This is a genomic window from Mesorhizobium japonicum MAFF 303099 (assembly GCF_000009625.1).
GTDB lineage: Bacteria > Pseudomonadota > Alphaproteobacteria > Rhizobiales > Rhizobiaceae > Mesorhizobium > Mesorhizobium japonicum.
On sequence record NC_002678.2, the window covers coordinates 2,798,103 to 2,817,855 of the forward strand.

The window sequence follows — 19,753 nt, forward strand, 5'->3', positions numbered from 1 at the left end:
AACGGAGAGAGATCGGGGTGCGCTTTTCCGCGGCCACGACTGCCGGGCGGTTCTTGCCGCAGCGTTTGGCGCTGCGCGTGGGGCCACTGCTTGGCCGCATCGACGCCGTGCTGTTCACCGCCGATGAGCGTGGCGAGGCCGGCCGCATGTCGGTCATCGCCTTCTCCATCCGCATCGTCAGCGCCGTCATCGCCTTCATCAGCCAGGTGCTGATGGCGCGCTGGATGGGGTCGTTCGAATACGGCATCTTCGTGCTGGTCTGGGTGACGATGGTGATCGTCGGCAACCTCGCCTGCCTCGGCTTCCACACCTCGGTCATCCGCTTCATCCCCGAATACCGCGAGCGCGGCCTGATGGACGAACTGCGCGGCATCGTCGTGGCCAGCCGCCTGTTCGTGCTGATCGCCTCCACCATCATCGCCGGGCTCGGCGCGCTCGGCGTCTGGCTGGCGGCACCCTGGATCGAAAACTACTACGTCATCCCGTTCATCCTCGGCGTCATCTGCCTGCCGATGATCGCGCTGTCGGACCTGTTGCAGGGCCAGGCCAGGGCGAACAGCTGGGCGCTTTTCGCCCTCTCGCCGACCTACCTGATACGGCCGGTGCTGATCCTGCTGTTCATGGCGCTGATGCTTCTCGCCGGCTACGCGGCCGATGCCAGGACGGCGATCTTCGCCTCGATCGCCGCCACCTATGTCACCACGCTCGCGCAGCTGGTCGGCGTCACCCACCGCATGGAGAGGCAGATCCCGGCCGGGCCGATGAAAGTGCATTTCGCGCAATGGTTCATCGTCTCGCTGCCGATCTTCCTGGTCGAAAGCTTCTTCTTCCTGCTCACCAATGCCGATGTGCTGATGGTCGGCGCCTATATGGATCCCAACGACGTCGCCGTCTATTTCGCCACGGTCAAGACGCTGGCGCTGGTGCATTTCGTCTATTTCGCCGTCAAGGCCGGTGTCGCCCAGCGCTATGCGCAGTTCACCCATGGCGAGCCGGAAAAGCTTGCCGTCTTCGCCCGCGAGACGGTGTCGTGGACCTTCTGGCCCTCGCTGCTGATGGCGCTGCTGGTGCTGGCGCTGGGCAAACCCATGCTGGTGCTGTTCGGCCCCGAATTCACATCGGGCTATCCGCTGCTGTTCCTGCTCGTCTTCGGCGTCGTGGCGCGCGCCGCCGTCGGCCCCTGCGAAAGCCTGCTCACCATGAGCGGCAACCAGAACATCTGCGCCGCCGTCTATGCCATGACACTGGCCTTCAACATCGGCCTTAACGTGGTGCTGATCCCGCGTTTCGGCCTGTGGGGCGCCGCCATGGCCACCGCCTTCGCCATGATCTTCGAGGCCAGCGCGCTGTCCTTCACGGTCTGGCGCAAGCTCGGCATCGTCATGGCGATCTTCGTGCCTGCCAAAGGAGCCGCCTGATGGTCGCCATCCCGTTGCTCGAGGAAACCAGCGGCGGCACCGCCGGCGCCATGGTATCCGGCCTCGCCGGTCTGGCGCGCGATCCCGATCCCGCCCATATCGAAATCCTCGCCAACAACCGGCCGGAGCGCAAGCTTGCCATCTATCCGGCGTCCGCCGGCTTCGACCTGGTCGAGGAACTGGATTATCTGTGCGCCCGCACGATCGAGCCGAACGTCTTCTTCAACCCGCGCTTCCTGGCGCCGGCCATGCCCCGGCTGGAGGATCGCGAGGTGCGCCTGGCGGTGATCCGCGACGGCGACGAATACCGCAACCGGCTGCGCCTGCTGGTGCCGATCTCGGTGGAACGCCCGGTGGTGCCGCTCGGCGTGCCGGTGATGCGCACCTGGTCGAGCCCGTTCGGTCCGCTCGGCACGCCGCTGATCGACCGCGACGATCCGGTCGGCGTCGTCGAGGATTTCTTCTCGATGCTGTCGCGCCCGCATCTCAAGCTGCCGAAAGTCTTCGTGCTGCCCGACATCAGGCTGGACGGTCCGGTGGCGAGCCTGCTCGACACCGTGGCCGAGACGCGTGGCCTGACGCTGGTCACCACCGGCCAGACCCCGCGCCCCGTGCTGGAGAGCGAGCTCGACGGCGACGACTATCTGAAGGCATCCCTGCGTTCGCACCATTATCGCGAGTTCCGCCGCCTGAAGCGGCGTCTTGCCGGCCTCGGCAGGCTGGAGCATGTGGTGGCGCGCGGCCCCGAGGAGATCCGCCACGCCATCGAAAGCTTCCTGACGCTGGAAGCGTCCGGCTGGAAGGGCCGTGAGCGCACCGCCATGGCGATCGACCGCTTCCGCGCCGCCTTTGCCCGCGAGGCCGTGCACCGGCTCGCCGAGCAGGACATGTGCCGCATCCATTCGCTGACGCTTGACGGCCGCACCATCGCCTGCCTGATCGTGTTCGTCGAGGCTGGCGTCGCCTATACCTGGAAGACGGCCTATGACGAGACGCTATCAGCCTATTCGCCCGGCACGCTGCTGATGATCGAGGTCACAAGGCAGCATCTCGACGATCCCAACATCATGATGACCGATTCCTGCGCGGTCCCGGATCATCCGGTGATGAGCCGGCTGTGGGCCGAGCGCAAGCCGATCGGCACGCTGGTGATCGGGTTGACGCCGGATGCCGATCGCCTCGCCCGCCAGGCCGCCTCGCAGCTCCATCTCTACCGCGAGACCCGCAACATGGCTCGCCTGCTGCGCAACCGCATGAAGAGCCTGCTGAGACGGCGGTAGCCATGATCCCGAACCTTCGTGGCCGCCGGCGTCATGCCGAGACCCCCGCCCCCGGACTAATTGCAGGAAATCGGCGGACATCCGGTCCGGTGCAGCGCATCGCCCGGAGGCTGATCGCACGGCATGGTTTCACGTTCGCGGGCATTGTCGTCGGCCTTTGGTTTCTGTCGGGTCTTGCCTCAGCCGCCAACGCGGCCAATGCGTCGGTCTTCCTAGAAGACCAGACCTGGACCGAACTGCGCGACAGGATCAACGCCGGGACGACGACGATCATCGTCCCGATAGGCGGCACCGAACAAAGCGGTCCTGCCATGGCCTTGGGCAAGCACAATGTACGGGTCAAGTTCCTGGCCGAGAAGATTGCCGGTCAACTCGGCAACGCCTTGGTCGCCCCGGTGATCTCCTATGTCCCGGAAGGGACCATCGACCCGCCGAGCGCCCATATGCGGTTTCCCGGAACGATTACCATCAGCGACGAGATTTTCGAGCAATTGCTCGCATCCGCGGCGCGCAGCTTCAGGCTGCACGGCTTCAAGACCATCGTGCTGATCGGCGACCATGGCGGCTATCAAGCCGACGAACGCCATGTGGCCGATCGTCTGAATGCCGAATGGAGCAAAAGCCCGGTCCGGGTCTTTGCGGCGCTGCAATACTATCAGATCACCCAGGGCGCCTATGTCGACAAGCTCCTGTCGGCCGGCGCGAGGCAGTCCGAGATCGGCACCCACGCCGGATTGGCCGACACATCGCTGATGCTCGCCATCGACCCTTCCATGGTGCGCAAGGATCGCCTCGCGGCGGCTCCGAAGCTCGATGCCGGCGACGGCGTCTATGGCGGCGACCCTGCACGATCGTCGGCCGAGTTCGGTCAACTCGGCGTCGACATGATCGTCAGCGGAACGACCGAAGCGATCCGCGAATTCGCAAGACAACAGCCCAAATGATCAAGCCATTTCCACGGTTCACAAGCTCCCGCGCGCTGCTCGTTTTGCTGCTTGCCCTGTCGCCGGCATCGGCTTCAGCTGGTTCATGCCCTGAGGATTGCAGCGAGCCGCCGCCTGCCCGCTCTCCGATCAATATCTACGGCCAGACAACCCCCGACCATTTGAGCCAGGCCACGATAGGCGCACTGCCGCGTGTCTATGTTCCGAACCGCTCGTCCAACAGCGTATCGGTCATCGACCCCGCGACGCTCAAGGAGGTCGACAGGTTCCCTGTCGGGCGCAAGCCGCAGCACGTCGTTCCTTCCTGGGATCTCAAGACGCTCTGGGTCGCCAACAACGCCAGCGGCACCAGCAAGGGCAGCGTGACGCCCATCGACCCCAAGACCGCCAGGCCGGGTCACGAAATTCCGGTCGATGACCCCTACAATATGTACTTCATGCCGGACGGAAGTGCGGCCGTCATCGTCGATGAGGCCTATCAGCGGCTTGATCTGCGCGATCCGCAGACCATGGCGCTGAAATCGGCGATACCGACGCCGACCTGCCCGGGCATCAACCATGCCGATTTTTCCGCCGACAATGCCTACGCCATATTCACCTGCGAATACGGCGATGGCGGACTGTTGAAGGTGGACCTGAAAAACCAGAAGGTGCTCGGACATCTCGCTCTGTCCAAGATGGGCATGCCGCAGGACATCCGGCTCTCGCCCGACGGCAAGGTCTTCTATGTCGCCGACATGATGAACGATGGCGTGTTCCTGATCGACGGAGATAGCTTTTCCGAGATCGGCTTCGTCGCCACCGGCATCGGGACGCACGGCTTTGTCGTGAGCCGCGACGGGACAAAACTATACGTTTCAAACCGCGGCTCGCACAAGATGGAGCAAGGCCGCGCAAAGGGGCCGGGCAGCGTGACCGTCATCGACTTCGCTACCCGTTCGGTCGTCGCGCAATGGCCCATACCCGGTGGCGGCAGCCCCGACATGGGCAATGTCAGCGCCGACGGCAGGCAATTGTGGTTGTCCGGCCGCTTCGACAGCGAGGTCTACATGATCGACACGAATTCGGGCGCCGTGACGAAAATCCCCGTCGGCGTCGAGCCTCACGGCCTGACGGTCTGGCCACAGCCCGGCAGATACTCGCAGGGCCATACCGGCAATATGCGGTAGCGTTGCATTTTCAGGAAATGGTGCCCCTAGCCGGGATCGAACCAGCACTCCTTGCGGAACTCGATTTTGAGTCGAGCGCGTCTACCAATTCCGCCATAGGGGCTCAGGCCGGGCGGCCTGGATGGGCGCGGACTATACGGTCGGAGGCCTGTTCGTCAACTGGCCAAATCTCGGGATCACCGAGATGCGACCAATCTTCGCCTTTTGATTTCGTGACCGTGCTGCCATTGTGCAGCGCGGAAAATCTTTCTAGACAGGCGGCGCATCAAAGCGAGGCGCGTCCCACCGAATGGATGGCGCGCTTTGGGTCTTTGTTTTGTGCATGCCATTGCCCCGAAACCGCTGCGCACCGTTTGGGCGACACGCATAGGAGTGCCGATGCTTCGCGGACTTTACGACTGGACCTTGTCGCTGGCGGCCAGGAAATCCGCGGAATGGTGGCTTGCCATCATCGCCTTCATTGAAAGCTCCTTCTTCTTCGTGCCGGCCGATGTACTCTATCTGCCGATGGCGTTGGCACGCCCCGACCGCGCCTACCGCTATGCGCTGACTGCCACGGCCGCCTCGGTGCTGGGCGGCATCGCCGGCTGGATGATCGGCTATTTCGCCTACGACACCATCGCCCGTCCGATCCTGGAGCATTTCGGCGGCCTGGAGACCTTCGAGCGCTGGCAGAATTCTGGCATCGGCCTGATGCTGGTGCTGCTCGTTACTTCCGGTCTCGCGCACCTGCCGCCGATCAAGGTCGTCACCATCCTTGCCGGCGCCCTGCACGTCAATTTGCTGATCTTCATCATCTCGGCCATCGTCGCTCGCGGCGCGCGCTTCCTGCTCTTGGCCTGGCTGCTGCGCCGCTATGGCGAATCGATCCGCGAATTCATCGAAAAGCGCCTCGGGCTGATCGCCGGCGCCGCGGCCGCTGCCCTGATTTTGCTCTATATCGTCGTCAAATACGCGTTTTAAGCGGCCGGCGAACTCAACGGACAAAAGACCCATGACAGCGACCATGATTGCCGACACCGGACGCCAGCGGACGCGGACCGCGCTGTTTCTTGCCGTCGCCATGGCCGCGACCGTCGGCTCGGCGCTCGGCTTCCAGTACATTGGCGGCTATATCCCTTGCCATCTCTGCCTGGAGCAGCGCACCCCCTATTATATCGGCGCACCGCTGATGGTGCTGGCGGCCATTGCCTCGATGCTACGGGCGCCGGCTTGGCTGACGCGCAGCCTGCTCGGCATTGGCGGTCTCTTGATGCTCTACGGCCTCTATCTCGGCGTCTATCATTCCGGCGTCGAATGGCAGTGGTGGGCCGGCCCGACCGACTGCACGGCGGGCGCCGGCCCGGTCGACACCGGCGGCAAGGGCGTGCTCGACGCGCTCGACAAATTCGTGCCGCCCTCCTGCGACAAGGCGGCACTGCGCATCCTGGGCCTGTCGCTGGCCGGCTGGAACGCCATCGCCAGCCTTATCCTGGCCGCCGTCGCCTTCCGCGGCGCGTTTGCCAAGGACTGATCTGGCGCGGCGCGAGATCGTTCAAGAATTCGGCAGGCTGAGTCGGGTGAAGTGATTTTCGGGAACCGGAGCGGAGCGTACTTAAGTACGTGAGCACCGGAAGCGCAGAAAGCTGCGTCAGGCGGCCAGCATGGCGGATTTCTGCCGAACTCTAGGGTTCGAGTTCGACGTCCCAGTACAGATAATCCATCCAGCTTTCATGCAGATGGTTCGGCGGGAACAGGCGGCCGTTGTTGTGCAAATCATGCACCGTCGGCTGATAGGGCTTCTGCAGCGGCCACATCTTGGCGTGCGCCGGCATCATGCCGCCTTTCCTCAAATTGCAGGGCGAACAGGCGGCGACGACATTCTCCCAGGTCGTCGCACCGCCGCGATGGCGGGGGATGACGTGGTCGAAGGTCAGGTCGTCGGGCGTGCCGCAATACTGGCACTGGAAGCGGTCGCGCAGGAAGACGTTGAAGCGGGTGAAGGCCGGGTGCCTGGACGGCTTCACATAGGCCTTCAGGCTGACCACACTCGGCAGCTTCATCGAGAAGGTCGGCGAGGACACCGCATGCTCATATTCGGCGACGATGTTCACCCGGTCGAGGAACACCGCCTTGATGGCGTCCTGCCAGGACCAGAGCGACAAGGGGTAGTAGCTGAGCGGACGGTAATCCGCATTCAGCACCAGTGCTGGAAGCCCATCCGGAGATACGGCGACCGTCACGTGTTTACCTCCTTGGTTCTAGACCCGAACGGCGCGGATACTGTAAGCCCGACATGACAGGGATGTGAAGCGGATTGTCGCTTGCCCAAACCGTCAAAAAACCCCGATTTTTATGCATTTTTGCGGATTCAGGACGGTGGCGCGGCGTCCCGCCCTCTGGTTTCGCGATAATAGGACCAGAAAAGCCGCGATGCGACACCTCGCCACGGGCTCCATGATTCGGCCAAAGCGATCAGTGTTTTCTCCGGCGGACGCGGGTCGATACCGAGCGCATGACCGACCGCGCTCTGCAGCGCAACGTCGCGCGCGGGGAAAATGTCGGGGTGCCCGGCGGCGAACAGAAGGTACACTTCCGCCGTCCATGGACCGATGCCGGGCACGGCCGTCATCGTTGTAATCGCCTCCTGAGCGTCGAGCGAACAGAGGTGATTGAGGTCAAGCCCGTCGGCCACGGCCTGGGCGACCGCGATCAGCCCGCGCTGCTTGGGCCGCGACAGGCCGGCCTCGCGAAACATGTCCTCGCCCGCGGCCAGGATCGCCTGCGGCGTCAGCGGATCGACGAGCTTCGTCAGCCGGCCGAAGATGGCGTCGGCGCTGGCCCGCGACACTTGCTGCGAGACGATGATCGAGGCCAGGCTCCTGAAGCCCGGCTCCGAAAGCCTGAGCGGCACCTCGCCGGCCATGCCGCGCACCTTTTCCAGGCGCGGGTCGATGGTGCAAAGCGCATCGAGCCCGCGGGCAATGTCGTCCAGTGTCGCGATTCGTTGCATGGTAGCCTTGCCCGCCAATGTGCAGCAAAGTAGCAACCGCCAAAACCGCAGCACAACCCGATTGCCGCTCGAGACATGACGCTCCTGACATTCCGCTTCGCCCCCAGCCCCAACGGCGAACTGCATCTCGGCCACGCCTATTCGGCGCTGCTCAACCAGAAGCTCGCAGAGGCCCATGGCGGCCGCCTGCTGCTGCGCATCGAGGACATCGACACCACGCGCTGCACGCCGCAATTCGAGGCCGGCGTACTTGCCGACATGAAATGGCTGGGTTTTGGCTGGGAGCAGCCCGTGCGCCGCCAGTCCGAGCATTTCGTCGAGTATCAGGCGGTGCTCGACCGGCTGATCCGCGAGGAGCTCGTTTATCCCGCCTTCATGAGCCGAGGCGACATCCGTGCCTTCATCGCCGACAGCGAAAAGCGCGGGCGTGACTGGCCGCGCGATCCCGATGGCGTGCCGTTCTATCCTCCGTCCGACAAGGCGTTGCCGGCGAAAGAACGCAAACGGCGCATCGCTGAAAACGAGCCTTTCGCCTGGCGGCTGAATGTCGATGCCGCTGTTGCGCGTGCCGGCAGGGACCTCGTATGGACCGAATTCACCGATGAGTCGCTATCGGCGACGCGCTCGGTCGAGGCCCGCCCACAGGACTGGGGCGACGTGATCGTGGCGCGCCGCGACATCCCGACCAGCTACCACCTCGCCGTCATTGTCGATGACGCCCTGCAAGGGGTCAGCCATGTCGTGCGTGGGCAGGACCTGTTTTCCGCCACCGGCGTGCAGCGCCTGCTACAGGAATTGCTCGGGCTGCCGCAACCGGCCTATTTCCACCATCGGCTCATCCTCGGGCCGGACGGGCGAAAACTGTCGAAGAGCCTTGGCGACACCGGCCTTGCCAGGCTGCGCGAGGCCGGCGCGTCACCTGACGATATCAGGCGGATGGTCGGTCTCTGAGTGTGGCGAAGAGCTCTGGCAAACGCGCGCCGCACGCACCGCCGATTGAATTCCCATGATGCATGGATCAATCGTTTCGTTTTGCACCCCGGGTTGAACCGGATTAGAGCAGCGCCACGGTCAGTTTCTCACCAGCGTGGCGGTCTCCGGAAAATGCAAAGCATCAAGCGGTTCATCCCCGCCACCTTCGTCGTCCTGTGGGCGACCGGCTTCATCGGCGCTCGCTACGCCATGCCCTGGGCGGAGCCATTCACTTTCCTCGCCGCGCGTTTCGTCATAGCGGCCATCCTGCTGGCCGTCCTGATGCCCGTTCTGGGTTCGAAACGAGCCACCCGCAAGGAAGCGCTGCACGCCACCGGCGCCGGCGTGCTGATGCATGGCGTCTATCTCGGCGCCGTCTTCTGGGCCATCCACAGGGGCATGCCGGCCGGGTTTTCGGCCCTGATCGTCGGCCTGCAACCACTGATCACCGCCGTGCTTGCCGGCAAATTCCTTGGCGAAGCCATCCTGCCGCGCCACTGGCTTGGCCTTGGCATCGGCCTGATCGGCATCGTCATCGTGCTGTGGCCAAAGCTTGGCGCGCTCGGCGGCGGCGTGACCGCGGCGACGCTGACCGCCTCGCTGGTCTCGGTGCTCGGCATGAGCGCCGGCACCATCTGGCAGAAACGTTTTGCCTCCGGCGGCGACCTCGTGGCGGCGACCATGTGGCAATATGTCGGCGGCGCTTCGCTGATGATCCTGGCCGCGCTCGCCTTCGAGACGCACACCGTCATCATCAACGGCGAACTGATCTTCGCCATGGCCTGGCTGGTTTTGGTGCTATCGCTCGGCGCCATCTTTCTGCTGATGGTGATGATCCGCGACGGCGAGATGTCGAAAGTCGCCTCGCTGTTCTACCTGGTGCCGGCAGTGACGGCGATCATCGCATGGGCCTTGTTCGACGAACAGCTCAACGCGCTGCAGATCGTCGGCATGGCGATCACCACCTTCGGCGTCGGCCTGGCAACGGCGCGGCCGGCCAAGGGAAGAACTGAGAGGCTGGGAATTGGAGAAATGAAGAATTGAGGAACGCAGCGCCAGATATGGCCAATTTTTCTTCAATTCTTCAGTTCCTCAATTCTCCAGTTCCTCATTTCCTCACCCGACCCGCGCCCGCGCCTCCAGATACCGGCTGATCGCGGCGTTGAGCTCGCCGCCGAGGATGAAGATCGCCGAGACGATGTAGAGGAAAACCACCGCGATCATGATCGAAGCAAGGCCGGCATAGGTCGTCACATAGGACGAGAAATGGTCGAGATAGGTGGCGAACATGGTCGAGCCGATGAGCCATGCGGCCAGTGTGAAGACGATGCCCGGCACCAGCGAGACGAAGCGGCGCTTGCCGGCCGGCAGCCAGTAATGCACGGCAAACAGGCCGCCGATGATGACGGCCGAGGCGATGACGTAGCGCCACAGGGTGATCGTGCCGGTATAGGGCTTTATCCATTCGAAATGCGCCTCCGCCAGTCGCGCCAGCAGGGGGGCGAACACCAGAAGCACGCTGATCGCCAGGAAGCCGGCCGTCGCGATCAGCACGAAGAAGATGCTCTGCACCCGGCGGTAGATGATGCCGCGCGTCTCCGTGACGCGATAGGCGCGGTTGAGCGAGGTGCGCAGCGCCTCGATGCCGTTCGACGCGAAATAGGCGGCAAGCAGCACGCCATAGGTCAACAAATCGGTGCGCCGGACGGTCAGCACGTTCAGCACCTCATGCGCGATCGGCTTGGCGATCTGATCGGGCCAGGTGTCGAAGACCAGGTGCACGGCCGTGTCGGCAAAGGCCTGGGCGCCGAGGAAGCTGCCCAGCGTCGTGGCGAAGATCAGGAACGGGAACAGCGCCATCAGCGAGGTGATCGCCAGATGGCTGGCCATCGCCCAGCCGTCATCGGTGTTGAAATGGCCGAGCGCGTCGTAGAGCACGCGGCGCAGGGCGACAATATTCCGCAACAAGAACCCGCGTTCCCTTCGATTGTCTCGACGCCGCGAATATGGGAAGTGAATGCGGCAAATGGCAACCCTAGACGAAACCACGAGTCCGACGGCGCAGCAATTGCGCACCATCATCATCACCGGCGCCTCGTCCGGCATAGGTGCATATTGCGCCCGGGCACTCAAGGCGGAAGGCTGGCGGGTCTTTGCAACAGCCCGAAAACCCGAGGACATCGCCGCCCTTGAAAGCGACGGCATCGAGGCTTTCTACCTCGACTACAGCGAACCGGACTCCATTGCTGCCCTGGTGGCGGCGGTGCTCGAGCGCACCGGCGGCCGGCTCGATGCCCTGTTCAACAACGGCGCATACGCCCAGGCCGGTGCGGTCGAGGATCTTTCGGTGGCCGCGCTCAAGGAGCAGTTCGAGGTGAATTTCTTCGGCTGGCATGATCTGACCAGCCGCCTGGTTCCGGCGATGCGCCGCCAGGGTCACGGCCGTCTCGTCCATTGCTCGTCGATCCTCGGTCTGGTGCCGGTGCGCTTTCGCGGCGCCTATTCGGCATCCAAACATGCGCTCGAGGCGCTGATGCTCTGCCAGCGCCAGGAACTGGATGGCAGCGGCGTTCATGTTTCGCTGATCGAACCGGGGCCGGTGAAATCGAAGATCGCCAGCAACGGCCTGCCCTGGTTCCTGAAAAACATCGACATCGAGAATTCCGTGCACCGGGCGGACTATGCCGCGCAGCTGGAGCGATTGCGCGCCGGCGGCAGCCAATCGGCGCTGAAGCCCGGGCCGGAAGTGGTCCACAAGGTTCTGCGTCATGCCCTTCTGTCGCGGTGCCCGCGCCCGCACTATGTGGTAACAGTGCCGGCCAGAATCGGCGCGGCGCTCAAACGTATCCTGCCGGCATCGATGCTCTACCGCCTGATGGCCAAACGCGCCTGAACGCGAAACAACTGGAAACGCAACAATGGCAACCGTCTTCAACATCCTCGCCATTCTGGTCATGGCCGCCGTGGCGATCGTGCTGATCCGAGGCCTCATCAACATGATGCGTGGCGGTTCCGGCGCCACCTCGAACAAGCTGATGCAGGCACGCGTCATGCTGCAGGCCGTGGCGCTGGTGCTGATCCTGCTGGCCGTGTATTTCACCCGCAAGTGAGGGCCGTTCGGGAGGCGATGTGGTCAAGCTCAACAAGATCTACACCCGCACCGGCGATGACGGCACGACAGGTCTCGGCACTGGTGAGCGGCGGCTGAAATCCGACCTGCGGGTGGACGCCTACGGCACGGTCGACGAAGCCAATGCCTGCATCGGCATGGCGCGCGTGCACACGGCAGCCAACCACCCGGCGATCGATGCCATGCTGTCGCGCATCCAGAACGATCTCTTCGACCTCGGCGCCGATCTCGCCGTGCCCGATGACGGCAAGACGCTTGACTATGAGCCACTGCGCATCGTTGCCGCGCAGACCGACCGCGTCGAGAAGGACATCGACCTCCTCAACAAGGATCTCCAGCCGCTCAAATCCTTCGTGCTCAACGGTGGCACGCCGGCGGCCGCGGCGCTGCATCTGGCCCGCACGGTAGCGCGGCGGGCCGAACGGCTGATGGTGGCGCTGGCTCAAGACCCGGGCGAGCACGTCAACCGTGAGGGGTTGAAATACATAAACCGCGTCTCGGATTTCCTGTTTGTCGCCGCCCGGGCGGTCAATGACAACGGAAATGCCGACGTGCTATGGGTTCCCGGCAAGAACCGCTGAGCTGAACGGATCGAAAAGGCGGGAGGGGACCAGGCACGCATGTTCATCCCGCTTTACGACACAAACAGGCTGCGCCACATCCGCCTGCAATATGTGACGATCGGCCTGATCGTGGTCAACGCGCTGGTCTATTGCGCCACGGCACTCGGCGGCGAGAACTTCACCAATGCCGCCGTGCTTGGCCTTGGCTTCATCCCCTCCGTCGTTCACAACACGGCCGAGCTTGATCCCCGGTTCATCATCATCCCGGAAAGCCTGAGCTACCTCACCTATTCCTTCCTGCATGCCGACATCTTCCACCTTGGCGGCAACATGCTGTTCCTGTGGGTGTTCGGCGACAATGTCGAGGACGCGCTTGGCCACATCCGCTACCTGATCTTCTATCTCCTGTGCGCCATCGCCGGCGCCGCCTTCCAGGGGCTTGTCGCCTGGGATTCGCAGGTGCCGCTGATCGGCGCCTCCGGCGCCATCGCCGGCGTGGTCGTCGCCTATTTGATCCTCTATCCCAGGGTGAAGGTCTGGGTGCTGGCCTTTGCCCGCATCCCGCTGCGCATTCCAGCCTTCATCCCGCTCATCCTGTGGGTGCTGTTCCAGGTCTTCATGTTCGCCGCTGGCGGCGAGGACCGGATTTCCTGGGCCTGCCATATCGGCGGCATCATTGCCGGCGCCGTGCTAGTGCTGGTCTTGCGCAGCCGCGGCGTGCCGCTTTTTGCCGGTGCTGACGAGGATGCCGTGGTTCCCACATCAGACCAGTCGCCGGTAGCTTCCGAACCAGCGGCGCCTGAACCGCAGGCCACCACGACGCGCTGGGGCCGGGGAACCCCCTCTGGCCCAAACTGAACCGATTTGAGCCGCTTTCAGCGTATTGACGGCAAGGGTTGCCCCAACTACGGAAACGTCTCCGTCCGAGCGCCAGGGCTGTTAAGGAGCAGTCCAAGACGGGCAAAGACCAGAATTTCCATCCGGCCAGAATTCCGTCTGGCCGGAATTCAGTCAGGAATGTCGGCTTTCGACAACTCAGAAGGGGCGCAAGCTGTTATAGCGCGCCCAACTAGCGTGAAGAGGTGACAGGCAAATGAAGATCCTTGTGCCCGTGAAGCGGGTTGTGGATGCGAACGTCAAGGTTCGCGTGAAGGCCGACGGTTCGGCGGTGGAACTCGCCAACGTCAAGATGGCGATGAACCCGTTCGACGAGATCGCGGTGGAAGAGGCGATCCGGCTCAAGGAAGCCGGCAAGGCAGAAGAAATCATCGTCGTCTCGATCGGCCCGCAGCAGGCGCAGGAAACCCTGCGCACCGCGCTCGCCATGGGCGCCGACCGCGCCATCCTGGTCAAGACCGACGAGCAGACCGAGCCGCTTGGCGTCGCCAAGGTGCTGAAGGGTGTCGTCGATGCCGAACAGCCCGGCCTCGTCATCCTCGGCAAGCAGGCGATCGACGACGATTCCAATCAGACCGGCCAGATGCTGGCGGCCCTGCTCGGCTGGGCGCAAGGCACGTTCGCTTCCAAGGTGGTGCTCGATGGCGACAAGGCCAAGGTGACCCGCGAAGTCGACGGCGGCCTGCAAACGGTGGAACTGAAGATGCCGGCGATCATCACCGCCGACCTTCGCCTCAACCAGCCGCGCTATGCCTCGCTGCCCAACATCATGAAGGCCAAGAAGAAGCAGCTCGACGAAAAGACCCCGGCCGACTACGGCGCCGACGTCAAGCCGCGCCTCAAGGTCATCAAGACCGAGGAGCCCGGCGGCCGCAAGGCGGGCGTCAAGGTCAAGAGCGTCGCCGAACTGGTCGACAAGCTCAAGAACGAAGCCGGCGTTTTGTAAACGATCGGGAAAGGAACAGACAAGATGGCAATTCTCCTCATCGCCGAACACGACAACGCCAGCCTTTCCGACCAGACCGCCAAGGCGCTTTCGGCGGCCCTGCAGATCGGCTCGGACGTGCATGTGCTGGTGGCCGGCAAGGGCGCCAAGGGCGCGGCTGACGCCGCGGCCAAGCTCAAGGGCGTGAGCAAGGTGCTGCTCGCCGAAGCCGACGAACTCGCCGAGCGTCTCGCCGAACCGACGGCAGCCCTCGTCGTGTCGCTCGCCGGCGGCTACGACACCATCATCGCGCCGGCGACCTCGTCGGGCAAGAATGTCGCGCCGCGCGTGGCGGCCCTGCTCGATGTCGCGCAGGTCTCCGAGATCATCGAAGTGGTCTCGCCTGACACGTTCAAGCGGCCGATCTATGCCGGCAACGCCATCCAGACCGTGCAGTCGACCGACACCAAGAAGGTCATCACCGTGCGCACAGCCTCCTTCCAGGCAGCGCCCGAGGGTGGCTCGGCCGCGGTTGAGACCGTCAAGGCCGCGGCCAATCCGGGCCTGTCCACCTTCGTCGAGAACAAGCTGTCGGAGACCGACCGTCCGGAACTGACCTCGGCCAAGATCATCATCTCCGGCGGCCGCGCGCTCGGCTCGTCGGAGAAGTTCCAGGAAGTCATCCTGCCGGTCGCCGACAAGCTCGGTGCGGCGGTCGGCGCCTCGCGTGCCGCCGTCGATGCGGGCTATGCGCCGAACGATTGGCAGGTCGGTCAGACCGGCAAGGTCGTCGCCCCCGATCTCTACATCGCGGTCGGCATCTCCGGCGCCATCCAGCACCTCGCCGGCATGAAGGATTCCAAGGTCATCGTCGCCATCAACAAGGACGAAGAGGCTCCGATCTTCCAGGTTGCCGACTACGGCCTCGTCGGCGATCTCTTCGTTATTCTGCCGGAGTTGCAGAAGGCGCTTTGACGCTCTCTGGCAAAGCGTATTAAATGCTTGGGGTGGGGTAGACGAAATCGCCCCGCCCTTTTAGTTTGCACCGCACAAAAAGCAGGCTGCAAAAGCCTTTGGACGGGATCGGTGTAATGAGCAAGATCGAGACGATCGGCATCATCGGCGCGGGCCAGATGGGCGGGGGTATCGCCCATGTCTCCGCGCTATCGGGCTACAAGGTGCTGATCTACGATATTTCGCCCGACCGCATTGAAAAGGGCATCGCCACCATCAGCGGCAACATGGCCCGCCAGGTGGGCTCCGGCAAGCTTGACGAGAAGCTTCGCAACCAGGCGATGGCGCGCATTGCCTCGGCACCGGCTATGGCCGATCTCGCCGGCGCCGATCTGGTGATCGAGGCGGCGACCGAGGACGAGACGATCAAGCGCAAGATCTACGCGCAGCTCTGTCCGCAGCTCAATCCCGAAGCCATACTGGCGACCAACACCTCGTCGATCTCGATCACGCGGCTTGCCGCGCAGACCGACCGGCCGGAGCGCTTCATCGGCATACATTTCATGAACCCGGTGCCGCTGATGAAGCTGGTCGAGCTGGTGCGCGGCATCGCCACCGAGGACCAGACCTTCGAGGCGGCCAAGACCTATGTGAAGCAGCTCGACAAGACGATCACGGTCTCGGAAGATTTCCCGGCCTTCATCGTCAACCGCATCCTGCTGCCGATGATCAACGAGGCGATCTACACGCTCTATGAGGGTGTCGGCTCGGTCGACGCCATCGACACCGCCATGCGGCTCGGAGCCAACCATCCGATGGGACCGCTGCAGCTGGCCGATTTCATCGGCCTCGACACCTGCCTGTCGATCATGCAGGTGCTGCATGACGGCCTGTCGGATTCGAAGTACCGCCCCTGCCCGCTGCTGGTGAAATATGTCGAAGCTGGTTGGCTCGGCCGCAAGACCGGGCGCGGTTTCTACGACTATCGCGGCGAGCACCCCGTTCCGACGCGCTGACGCGTCCGTTCATGACGCCGCGGCAAGCGGCGCGGGCGGCTCCGACTTGTCGTCGGGCGCCACGCAGACGCATCCGCGGCCGGCCGCCTTGGCGGCATAGCAGGCGGCGTCGGCCCTTGCGATGATCTCGTCCGCCTCGCCGCAATTGGCGTTGATCGCCGCCACACCGATGCTGGCGCCGATGGCATGCGGCCGGCCATCCCAGGTGAAGTTCAATCCCGCTATCGCATCGATGATGGAGCGCGCCGCGATCGTGGCGCCGGCGATCGAGCCCGATTTCAGGATGACCGCGAATTCATCGCCGCCCAGGCGCGCGACAATGTCTTCAGGCCTCAGTACGCCACGCACGGCCTGTGCGACCCGCTTCAGCAAGGCGTCTCCGGCGGCGTGACCGCCGGTGTCGTTGACCAGCTTGAAATGGTCGAGGTCGATGAACATGAACTGATGGCCGCTGCTGCCAGCCCCGGCGGCATCCTTGCGGGCCTGATCGACGAGCTCCTCCATGGTGCGGATGAAGCTCGACCGATTGGCAAGGCCGGTCAGCGCATCATGCGCGGCGGCGTGGGCAAGCTGGCGCTGCAGGGCGCGCGCGTCGGTAAAATCCTGGAAGACGATGACCAGACCACTGAATTCGTTGCGCTCGTTCATGATCGGCGACACGACCTGGCGAATGCTGCAGCGTGTGTCGTCGCGGCGGACCAGCACGGCGCGGCTGTTCTTGTCGGAGGGCGTCTCCGCGCCGATCGCCGGCCGTGTCACGCCGATCCTGTGTCCCGTTTCCTCGTCGACCGCCCAATAGACATGGCCGAGCGTCTTGCCGAGAGCCGCCTCCGCCGAAACGCCGGTCAGCTTCTCGGCAACCGGATTCATGAAGGTGACTCGGTTCGCCGCATCGGTGCAGATGACGGCATCGCCGATCGACTGCAGCGTTACCCGGAGCCGCTCTTTCTCGTCGGCCAGCATTGCCGCCGATACGGTCAGACGCTCCTCGGCCTCCTTGCGCCGGGTGATGTCGGTCAGGCTACCGATGGCCCTGACCAGACGCCCCTCTCCGTCGCGCTCGATGGCCTTGCCGCGGTCGAGAATCCAGATCCAGCGGCCGTCCTTGTGACGCATCCTGAACTCGGCCTCGAAGAACTCAGTCTTGCCGTCGAGATGGGCGCGATCCGCCTCGGCGACGGTTTCGCGGTCGTCGGGATGGATCATCGTCAGCCAACGATCCGGGTTGCCGTCTAGTTCGCCATCCGCATAACCCAGCATCTTGACCCAGGTCGAGGAGTAGGTCGTGCCGCCTTTGCGGATGTCGAGATCCCAGACGCCCTGGCCGGCGCCGGCAAGCGCGAAATTCCAGCGCGTTTCGGCCTCGGCGATGCGCGCCTCGGCCTGCTTGCGCGCGTCGATGTCCTCGATCTGCGAAACGAGATAGAGCGGGCGGCCGCTCTTCTCCTCTCGAATGACGGAGCCGGCGAGGTGCGCCCAGACAGCTGTGCCGTCCTTCTTAAGGTAACGCTTCTCGAACTGGAAGGCGTTGACCGTGCTAGCCTTGACGCCTTCCATGGTTTCCCGCCCGACATGCAGGTCGTCAGGGTGCGTGATCTGGAAAAAGGTCAGCGCCTCGATCTCTTCACGGCTGTAGCCGAGCATCGAGGCGAAGGCCGGATTGGTCTGCACAATGCGCCCATCGAGGCCGACGACGGCGATGCCGATTGCCGAGTCTTCCATCGCCCGGCGGAAGCGCTGCTCGCTTTCCGCGATCTGCCGCCGATCTTCCCAGATGCGGCCGATGAAGAGATAGGCGAAGAAAAGCGCGGCGATTGTCATCGCGACCGACACTTGAAGGCAAAGTCTGAGCGCTTCCGCGCCAATGTCCAGCCTCGACAGAAGGGCCGAGGCCGCGGCCACGGCGAAGCCGGCAACGAGCAACGCCGGCGTTGCATGTTTGTCGAGCCTGATCGGTCCTCGTAGTCTCACGATCCGTGCCACCCCCGTGGGCAATCGCTTTTTCCCGTTAAAACCCTGAAGGATCGATTTTAAGGAAAGGTTGCGTGGGGGTGCTGCGATATGGTCAACCGGCAAACAATTGCCGGCATGATTAAGGATCGGTGTGCACGGGGTCTATTCGCAGGCCCCGCATTACCAGCGCACGAAAAACCGCCCGCCGAGCGCGCCGAGCACGGCGAGAACCGCGATCGCGATCGTGTACCAGGTGGCGACGAAAAGCGGCGAATCGTCGAAACAGTGTGCGGCATAGAAGGTTGCCGCCAGCCCGCCGGCGAGCAGCCCCGCCACCGCGCCGGCAAGCACCGGCCGCGTCGGCGCGCCATAGCGCAGCATCCACAGGAAGAGGGCCAGCGGGCCAATGCCGATCAGCGGGATGAAGCCCATGCAGATCATCATGTTGGAGCCAATCATCCTGGTGCCCCACAACGCCTCCGGCACCATGAAGAGCTCCAGAACCACCGCCACGACCACCAGCAGAGGGGCCGCGGCCATCCAGGCCACGGCTCTGGCCGTTGAGGCGCCAGGTGTCGACAGCGCCCGGATCAGGCCGAAGGCGGTGACGGCAAGCACGATGGTGAAAACGAATTTGGACAGGAAGCGCATCGTGTGCGCGGCCACCATGAAGTCGGGGCGCGGGCCGATCGTCAGCAGGAAAACGATTGCCGCGATGACAATGGCCCCGCCAGCCGCCAGCCACCAGGCCGAGCGCAGCGGCATCGCCTTGCTGCTTGCATCGGCGTCGAGCGCCTTGATGAGATCCTCGGTCCTCATGTCATTCCCGCCCAGCTCGCCCCTGTCCGAATCGCTTGGCTATGGCGGCTAGCCCGCGATGCAGCGACACACGCACCGCCGTCTCGCTGATACCGAACTTCGCCGCCGTCTCGCCGATCGAGCGGCCTTCCACGGATACCGCCGAAACCACCGAACGCTGCGCCGGCGGCAGCCCGTCCAGGGCCCTGTTGATGTCGCGCTCGCTGACGGTTTCGGTTTCCGGTTCGGCGAAGGTCTCGGCGATATCGTCGACATCGATTTCGATGCGCCGACCGCGCCGCCGGAACGCATCGATCAGCTTGAAGCGGGCAATCGCATAGATCCACGGCAGCACCGGCGCGTCCTGGCGCCAGGTATGCCGTTTCACATGAATGGCCAGCAAGGTTTCCTGCACGACATCCTCGGGATCGACTCCGCCCTGCACGATCTTGCGCCGGACAAAGCCACGCACCAGCGCGGCAATCCGGTGCAGAAAGTCGGCATAGGCCTTTTCATCTCCGGCGATCGCGGCCCGCAACAGCCGGGAAAGCTCGGCCTCGTCCTTGCCGCTCACAAGAGTTCACTCCCCCGATTTTCGTGCCTCGGCACTGATTTGTTACGTGGCCGGCGAAATAATGTCCAAGCCAAACTACGGGCAAATCACGAAAGTTTGCGGGTCTTGAAGGCGCAGCCCCGGACCGGACGACCTCCCCGGCCCTGCGAGTACGTCTCGTGGGAAACC

Annotated in this window: 21 protein-coding genes and 1 tRNA gene; 15 read left to right on the plus strand and 7 right to left on the minus strand. The window is 63.9% G+C overall.

From position 1 onward, the window contains the following. The first annotated feature begins 17 nt into the window (after positions 1-17). The 4 genes from MAFF_RS14665 to MAFF_RS14680 all read left to right on the plus strand — a co-directional run bounded on the left by MAFF_RS14665 (position 18) and on the right by MAFF_RS14680 (position 4,811). Complete coding sequence (locus tag MAFF_RS14665; protein WP_044548344.1) at positions 18-1,418, plus strand: lipopolysaccharide biosynthesis protein; 1,401 nt, start codon at positions 18-20, stop codon at positions 1,416-1,418. Then, complete coding sequence (locus MAFF_RS14670) at positions 1,418-2,698, plus strand: GNAT family N-acetyltransferase (protein WP_044548345.1); 1,281 nt, start codon at positions 1,418-1,420, stop codon at positions 2,696-2,698. Before MAFF_RS14665 ends, MAFF_RS14670 begins: the two co-directional genes overlap by 1 nt. Positions 2,699-2,700: 2 nt before the next feature. After that, positions 2,701-3,642: a creatininase family protein gene (locus MAFF_RS14675; RefSeq protein WP_010911698.1), complete on the plus strand. Its 942-nt coding sequence runs from the start codon at positions 2,701-2,703 to the stop codon at positions 3,640-3,642. 161 nt (positions 3,643-3,803) lie between these two features. Then, the gene (locus MAFF_RS14680) at positions 3,804-4,811 is read left to right on the plus strand and encodes a YncE family protein (protein ID WP_244420791.1); all 1,008 of its coding nucleotides are present in this window, start codon (positions 3,804-3,806) and stop codon (positions 4,809-4,811) included. A gap of 18 nt (positions 4,812-4,829) precedes the next feature. Here the strand turns inward: MAFF_RS14680 and MAFF_RS14685 are convergent. Beyond that, positions 4,830-4,914 (minus strand) — tRNA-Leu (locus MAFF_RS14685). 275 nt (positions 4,915-5,189) lie between these two features. On the opposite strand from MAFF_RS14685, the gene MAFF_RS14690 reads away from it, so the two are divergent. Continuing rightward, entirely contained in the window at positions 5,190-5,774 is a 585-nt protein-coding gene (locus MAFF_RS14690) for a YqaA family protein (RefSeq protein WP_010911700.1), read from the plus strand. A 31-nt stretch (positions 5,775-5,805) separates the two neighbouring features. Then, positions 5,806-6,324: a disulfide bond formation protein B gene (locus MAFF_RS14695; protein ID WP_010911701.1), complete on the plus strand. Its 519-nt coding sequence runs from the start codon at positions 5,806-5,808 to the stop codon at positions 6,322-6,324. 151 nt (positions 6,325-6,475) lie between these two features. Here the strand turns inward: MAFF_RS14695 and MAFF_RS14700 are convergent, their stop codons facing one another. Beyond that, positions 6,476-7,033 carry an HNH endonuclease gene (locus MAFF_RS14700; RefSeq protein ID WP_010911702.1) on the minus strand — a complete coding sequence of 186 codons (558 nt, stop codon included), beginning with the start codon at positions 7,031-7,033 and terminating at the stop codon, positions 6,476-6,478. A 128-nt stretch (positions 7,034-7,161) separates the two neighbouring features. Further along, positions 7,162-7,803, minus strand: coding sequence for a DNA-3-methyladenine glycosylase family protein (locus MAFF_RS14705; RefSeq protein ID WP_044548346.1), 642 nt, complete (start codon positions 7,801-7,803; stop codon positions 7,162-7,164). Positions 7,804-7,878: 75 nt separating this feature from the next. On the opposite strand from MAFF_RS14705, the gene gluQRS reads away from it, so the two are divergent. Together gluQRS and MAFF_RS14715 are read left to right on the plus strand one after the other, a co-directional pair. Further along, complete coding sequence (gluQRS, locus tag MAFF_RS14710; protein ID WP_010911704.1) at positions 7,879-8,754, plus strand: tRNA glutamyl-Q(34) synthetase GluQRS; 876 nt, start codon at positions 7,879-7,881, stop codon at positions 8,752-8,754. 153 nt (positions 8,755-8,907) lie between these two features. Continuing rightward, positions 8,908-9,819 (plus strand): DMT family transporter, encoded by a 912-nt coding sequence (locus MAFF_RS14715; protein WP_010911705.1) that lies wholly within the window; start codon positions 8,908-8,910, stop codon positions 9,817-9,819. 72 nt (positions 9,820-9,891) lie between these two features. Here the strand turns inward: MAFF_RS14715 and MAFF_RS14720 are convergent, their stop codons facing one another. After that, positions 9,892-10,743 carry a YihY/virulence factor BrkB family protein gene (locus tag MAFF_RS14720; RefSeq protein ID WP_027047430.1) on the minus strand — a complete coding sequence of 284 codons (852 nt, stop codon included), beginning with the start codon at positions 10,741-10,743 and terminating at the stop codon, positions 9,892-9,894. A 58-nt stretch (positions 10,744-10,801) separates the two neighbouring features. Here MAFF_RS14720 and MAFF_RS14725 point away from each other — a divergent pair, with 58 nt between their 5' ends. The 7 genes from MAFF_RS14725 to MAFF_RS14755 all read left to right on the plus strand — a co-directional run bounded on the left by MAFF_RS14725 (position 10,802) and on the right by MAFF_RS14755 (position 16,260). Next, positions 10,802-11,668: an SDR family oxidoreductase gene (locus MAFF_RS14725; protein ID WP_080511861.1), complete on the plus strand. Its 867-nt coding sequence runs from the start codon at positions 10,802-10,804 to the stop codon at positions 11,666-11,668. Positions 11,669-11,693: 25 nt separating this feature from the next. Then, entirely contained in the window at positions 11,694-11,885 is a 192-nt protein-coding gene (locus MAFF_RS14730) for a twin transmembrane helix small protein (protein ID WP_032931835.1), read from the plus strand. Between the two features lie 19 nt (positions 11,886-11,904). Next, positions 11,905-12,486 carry a cob(I)yrinic acid a,c-diamide adenosyltransferase gene (locus MAFF_RS14735; protein WP_010911709.1) on the plus strand — a complete coding sequence of 194 codons (582 nt, stop codon included), beginning with the start codon at positions 11,905-11,907 and terminating at the stop codon, positions 12,484-12,486. 39 nt (positions 12,487-12,525) lie between these two features. Then, on the plus strand, positions 12,526-13,326 hold the full coding sequence (locus tag MAFF_RS14740; RefSeq protein ID WP_010911710.1) for a rhomboid family intramembrane serine protease: 801 nt from the start codon (positions 12,526-12,528) through the stop codon (positions 13,324-13,326). A 235-nt stretch (positions 13,327-13,561) separates the two neighbouring features. Further along, complete coding sequence (locus tag MAFF_RS14745; RefSeq protein ID WP_010911711.1) at positions 13,562-14,311, plus strand: electron transfer flavoprotein subunit beta/FixA family protein; 750 nt, start codon at positions 13,562-13,564, stop codon at positions 14,309-14,311. A 24-nt stretch (positions 14,312-14,335) separates the two neighbouring features. Next, positions 14,336-15,265: an electron transfer flavoprotein subunit alpha/FixB family protein gene (locus MAFF_RS14750; protein ID WP_010911712.1), complete on the plus strand. Its 930-nt coding sequence runs from the start codon at positions 14,336-14,338 to the stop codon at positions 15,263-15,265. A gap of 116 nt (positions 15,266-15,381) precedes the next feature. After that, positions 15,382-16,260: a 3-hydroxybutyryl-CoA dehydrogenase gene (locus MAFF_RS14755; RefSeq protein WP_010911713.1), complete on the plus strand. Its 879-nt coding sequence runs from the start codon at positions 15,382-15,384 to the stop codon at positions 16,258-16,260. 9 nt (positions 16,261-16,269) lie between these two features. On the opposite strand, the gene MAFF_RS14760 is transcribed toward MAFF_RS14755, so the two are convergent. The 3 genes from MAFF_RS14760 to MAFF_RS14770 form a co-directional block, all read right to left on the minus strand. After that, positions 16,270-18,231 (minus strand): PAS domain S-box protein, encoded by a 1,962-nt coding sequence (locus tag MAFF_RS14760; RefSeq protein WP_244420792.1) that lies wholly within the window; start codon positions 18,229-18,231, stop codon positions 16,270-16,272. Positions 18,232-18,393: 162 nt separating this feature from the next. Next, a complete protein-coding gene (locus MAFF_RS14765) occupies positions 18,394-19,032 on the minus strand; it encodes an NrsF family protein (RefSeq protein ID WP_010911715.1) in 639 nt (212 codons plus the stop codon). A 1-nt stretch (position 19,033) separates the two neighbouring features. Next, entirely contained in the window at positions 19,034-19,585 is a 552-nt protein-coding gene (locus MAFF_RS14770) for a sigma-70 family RNA polymerase sigma factor (RefSeq protein WP_010911716.1), read from the minus strand. Positions 19,586-19,753: the final 168 nt, after the last annotated feature.

Bases quoted from the DNA above. Each gene is read 5' to 3' on its own strand.
- MAFF_RS14725 (WP_080511861.1), top strand. From the start codon at position 10,802: ATGGCAACCCTAGACGAAACCACGAGTCCGACGGCGCAGCAATTGCGC.
- MAFF_RS14740 (WP_010911710.1), top strand. From the start codon at position 12,526: ATGTTCATCCCGCTTTACGACACAAACAGGCTGCGCCACATCCGCCTG.
- MAFF_RS14750 (WP_010911712.1), top strand. From the start codon at position 14,336: ATGGCAATTCTCCTCATCGCCGAACACGACAACGCCAGCCTTTCCGAC.
- MAFF_RS14730 (WP_032931835.1), top strand. From the start codon at position 11,694: ATGGCAACCGTCTTCAACATCCTCGCCATTCTGGTCATGGCCGCCGTG.
- MAFF_RS14705 (WP_044548346.1), bottom strand. From the start codon at position 7,803: ATGCAACGAATCGCGACACTGGACGACATTGCCCGCGGGCTCGATGCG.
- MAFF_RS14745 (WP_010911711.1), top strand. From the start codon at position 13,562: ATGAAGATCCTTGTGCCCGTGAAGCGGGTTGTGGATGCGAACGTCAAG.
- MAFF_RS14690 (WP_010911700.1), top strand. From the start codon at position 5,190: ATGCTTCGCGGACTTTACGACTGGACCTTGTCGCTGGCGGCCAGGAAA.
- MAFF_RS14695 (WP_010911701.1), top strand. From the start codon at position 5,806: ATGACAGCGACCATGATTGCCGACACCGGACGCCAGCGGACGCGGACC.
- MAFF_RS14715 (WP_010911705.1), top strand. From the start codon at position 8,908: ATGCAAAGCATCAAGCGGTTCATCCCCGCCACCTTCGTCGTCCTGTGG.
- gluQRS (WP_010911704.1), top strand. From the start codon at position 7,879: ATGACGCTCCTGACATTCCGCTTCGCCCCCAGCCCCAACGGCGAACTG.
- MAFF_RS14670 (WP_044548345.1), top strand. From the start codon at position 1,418: ATGGTCGCCATCCCGTTGCTCGAGGAAACCAGCGGCGGCACCGCCGGC.
- MAFF_RS14765 (WP_010911715.1), bottom strand. From the start codon at position 19,032: ATGAGGACCGAGGATCTCATCAAGGCGCTCGACGCCGATGCAAGCAGC.
- MAFF_RS14675 (WP_010911698.1), top strand. From the start codon at position 2,701: ATGATCCCGAACCTTCGTGGCCGCCGGCGTCATGCCGAGACCCCCGCC.
- MAFF_RS14755 (WP_010911713.1), top strand. From the start codon at position 15,382: ATGAGCAAGATCGAGACGATCGGCATCATCGGCGCGGGCCAGATGGGC.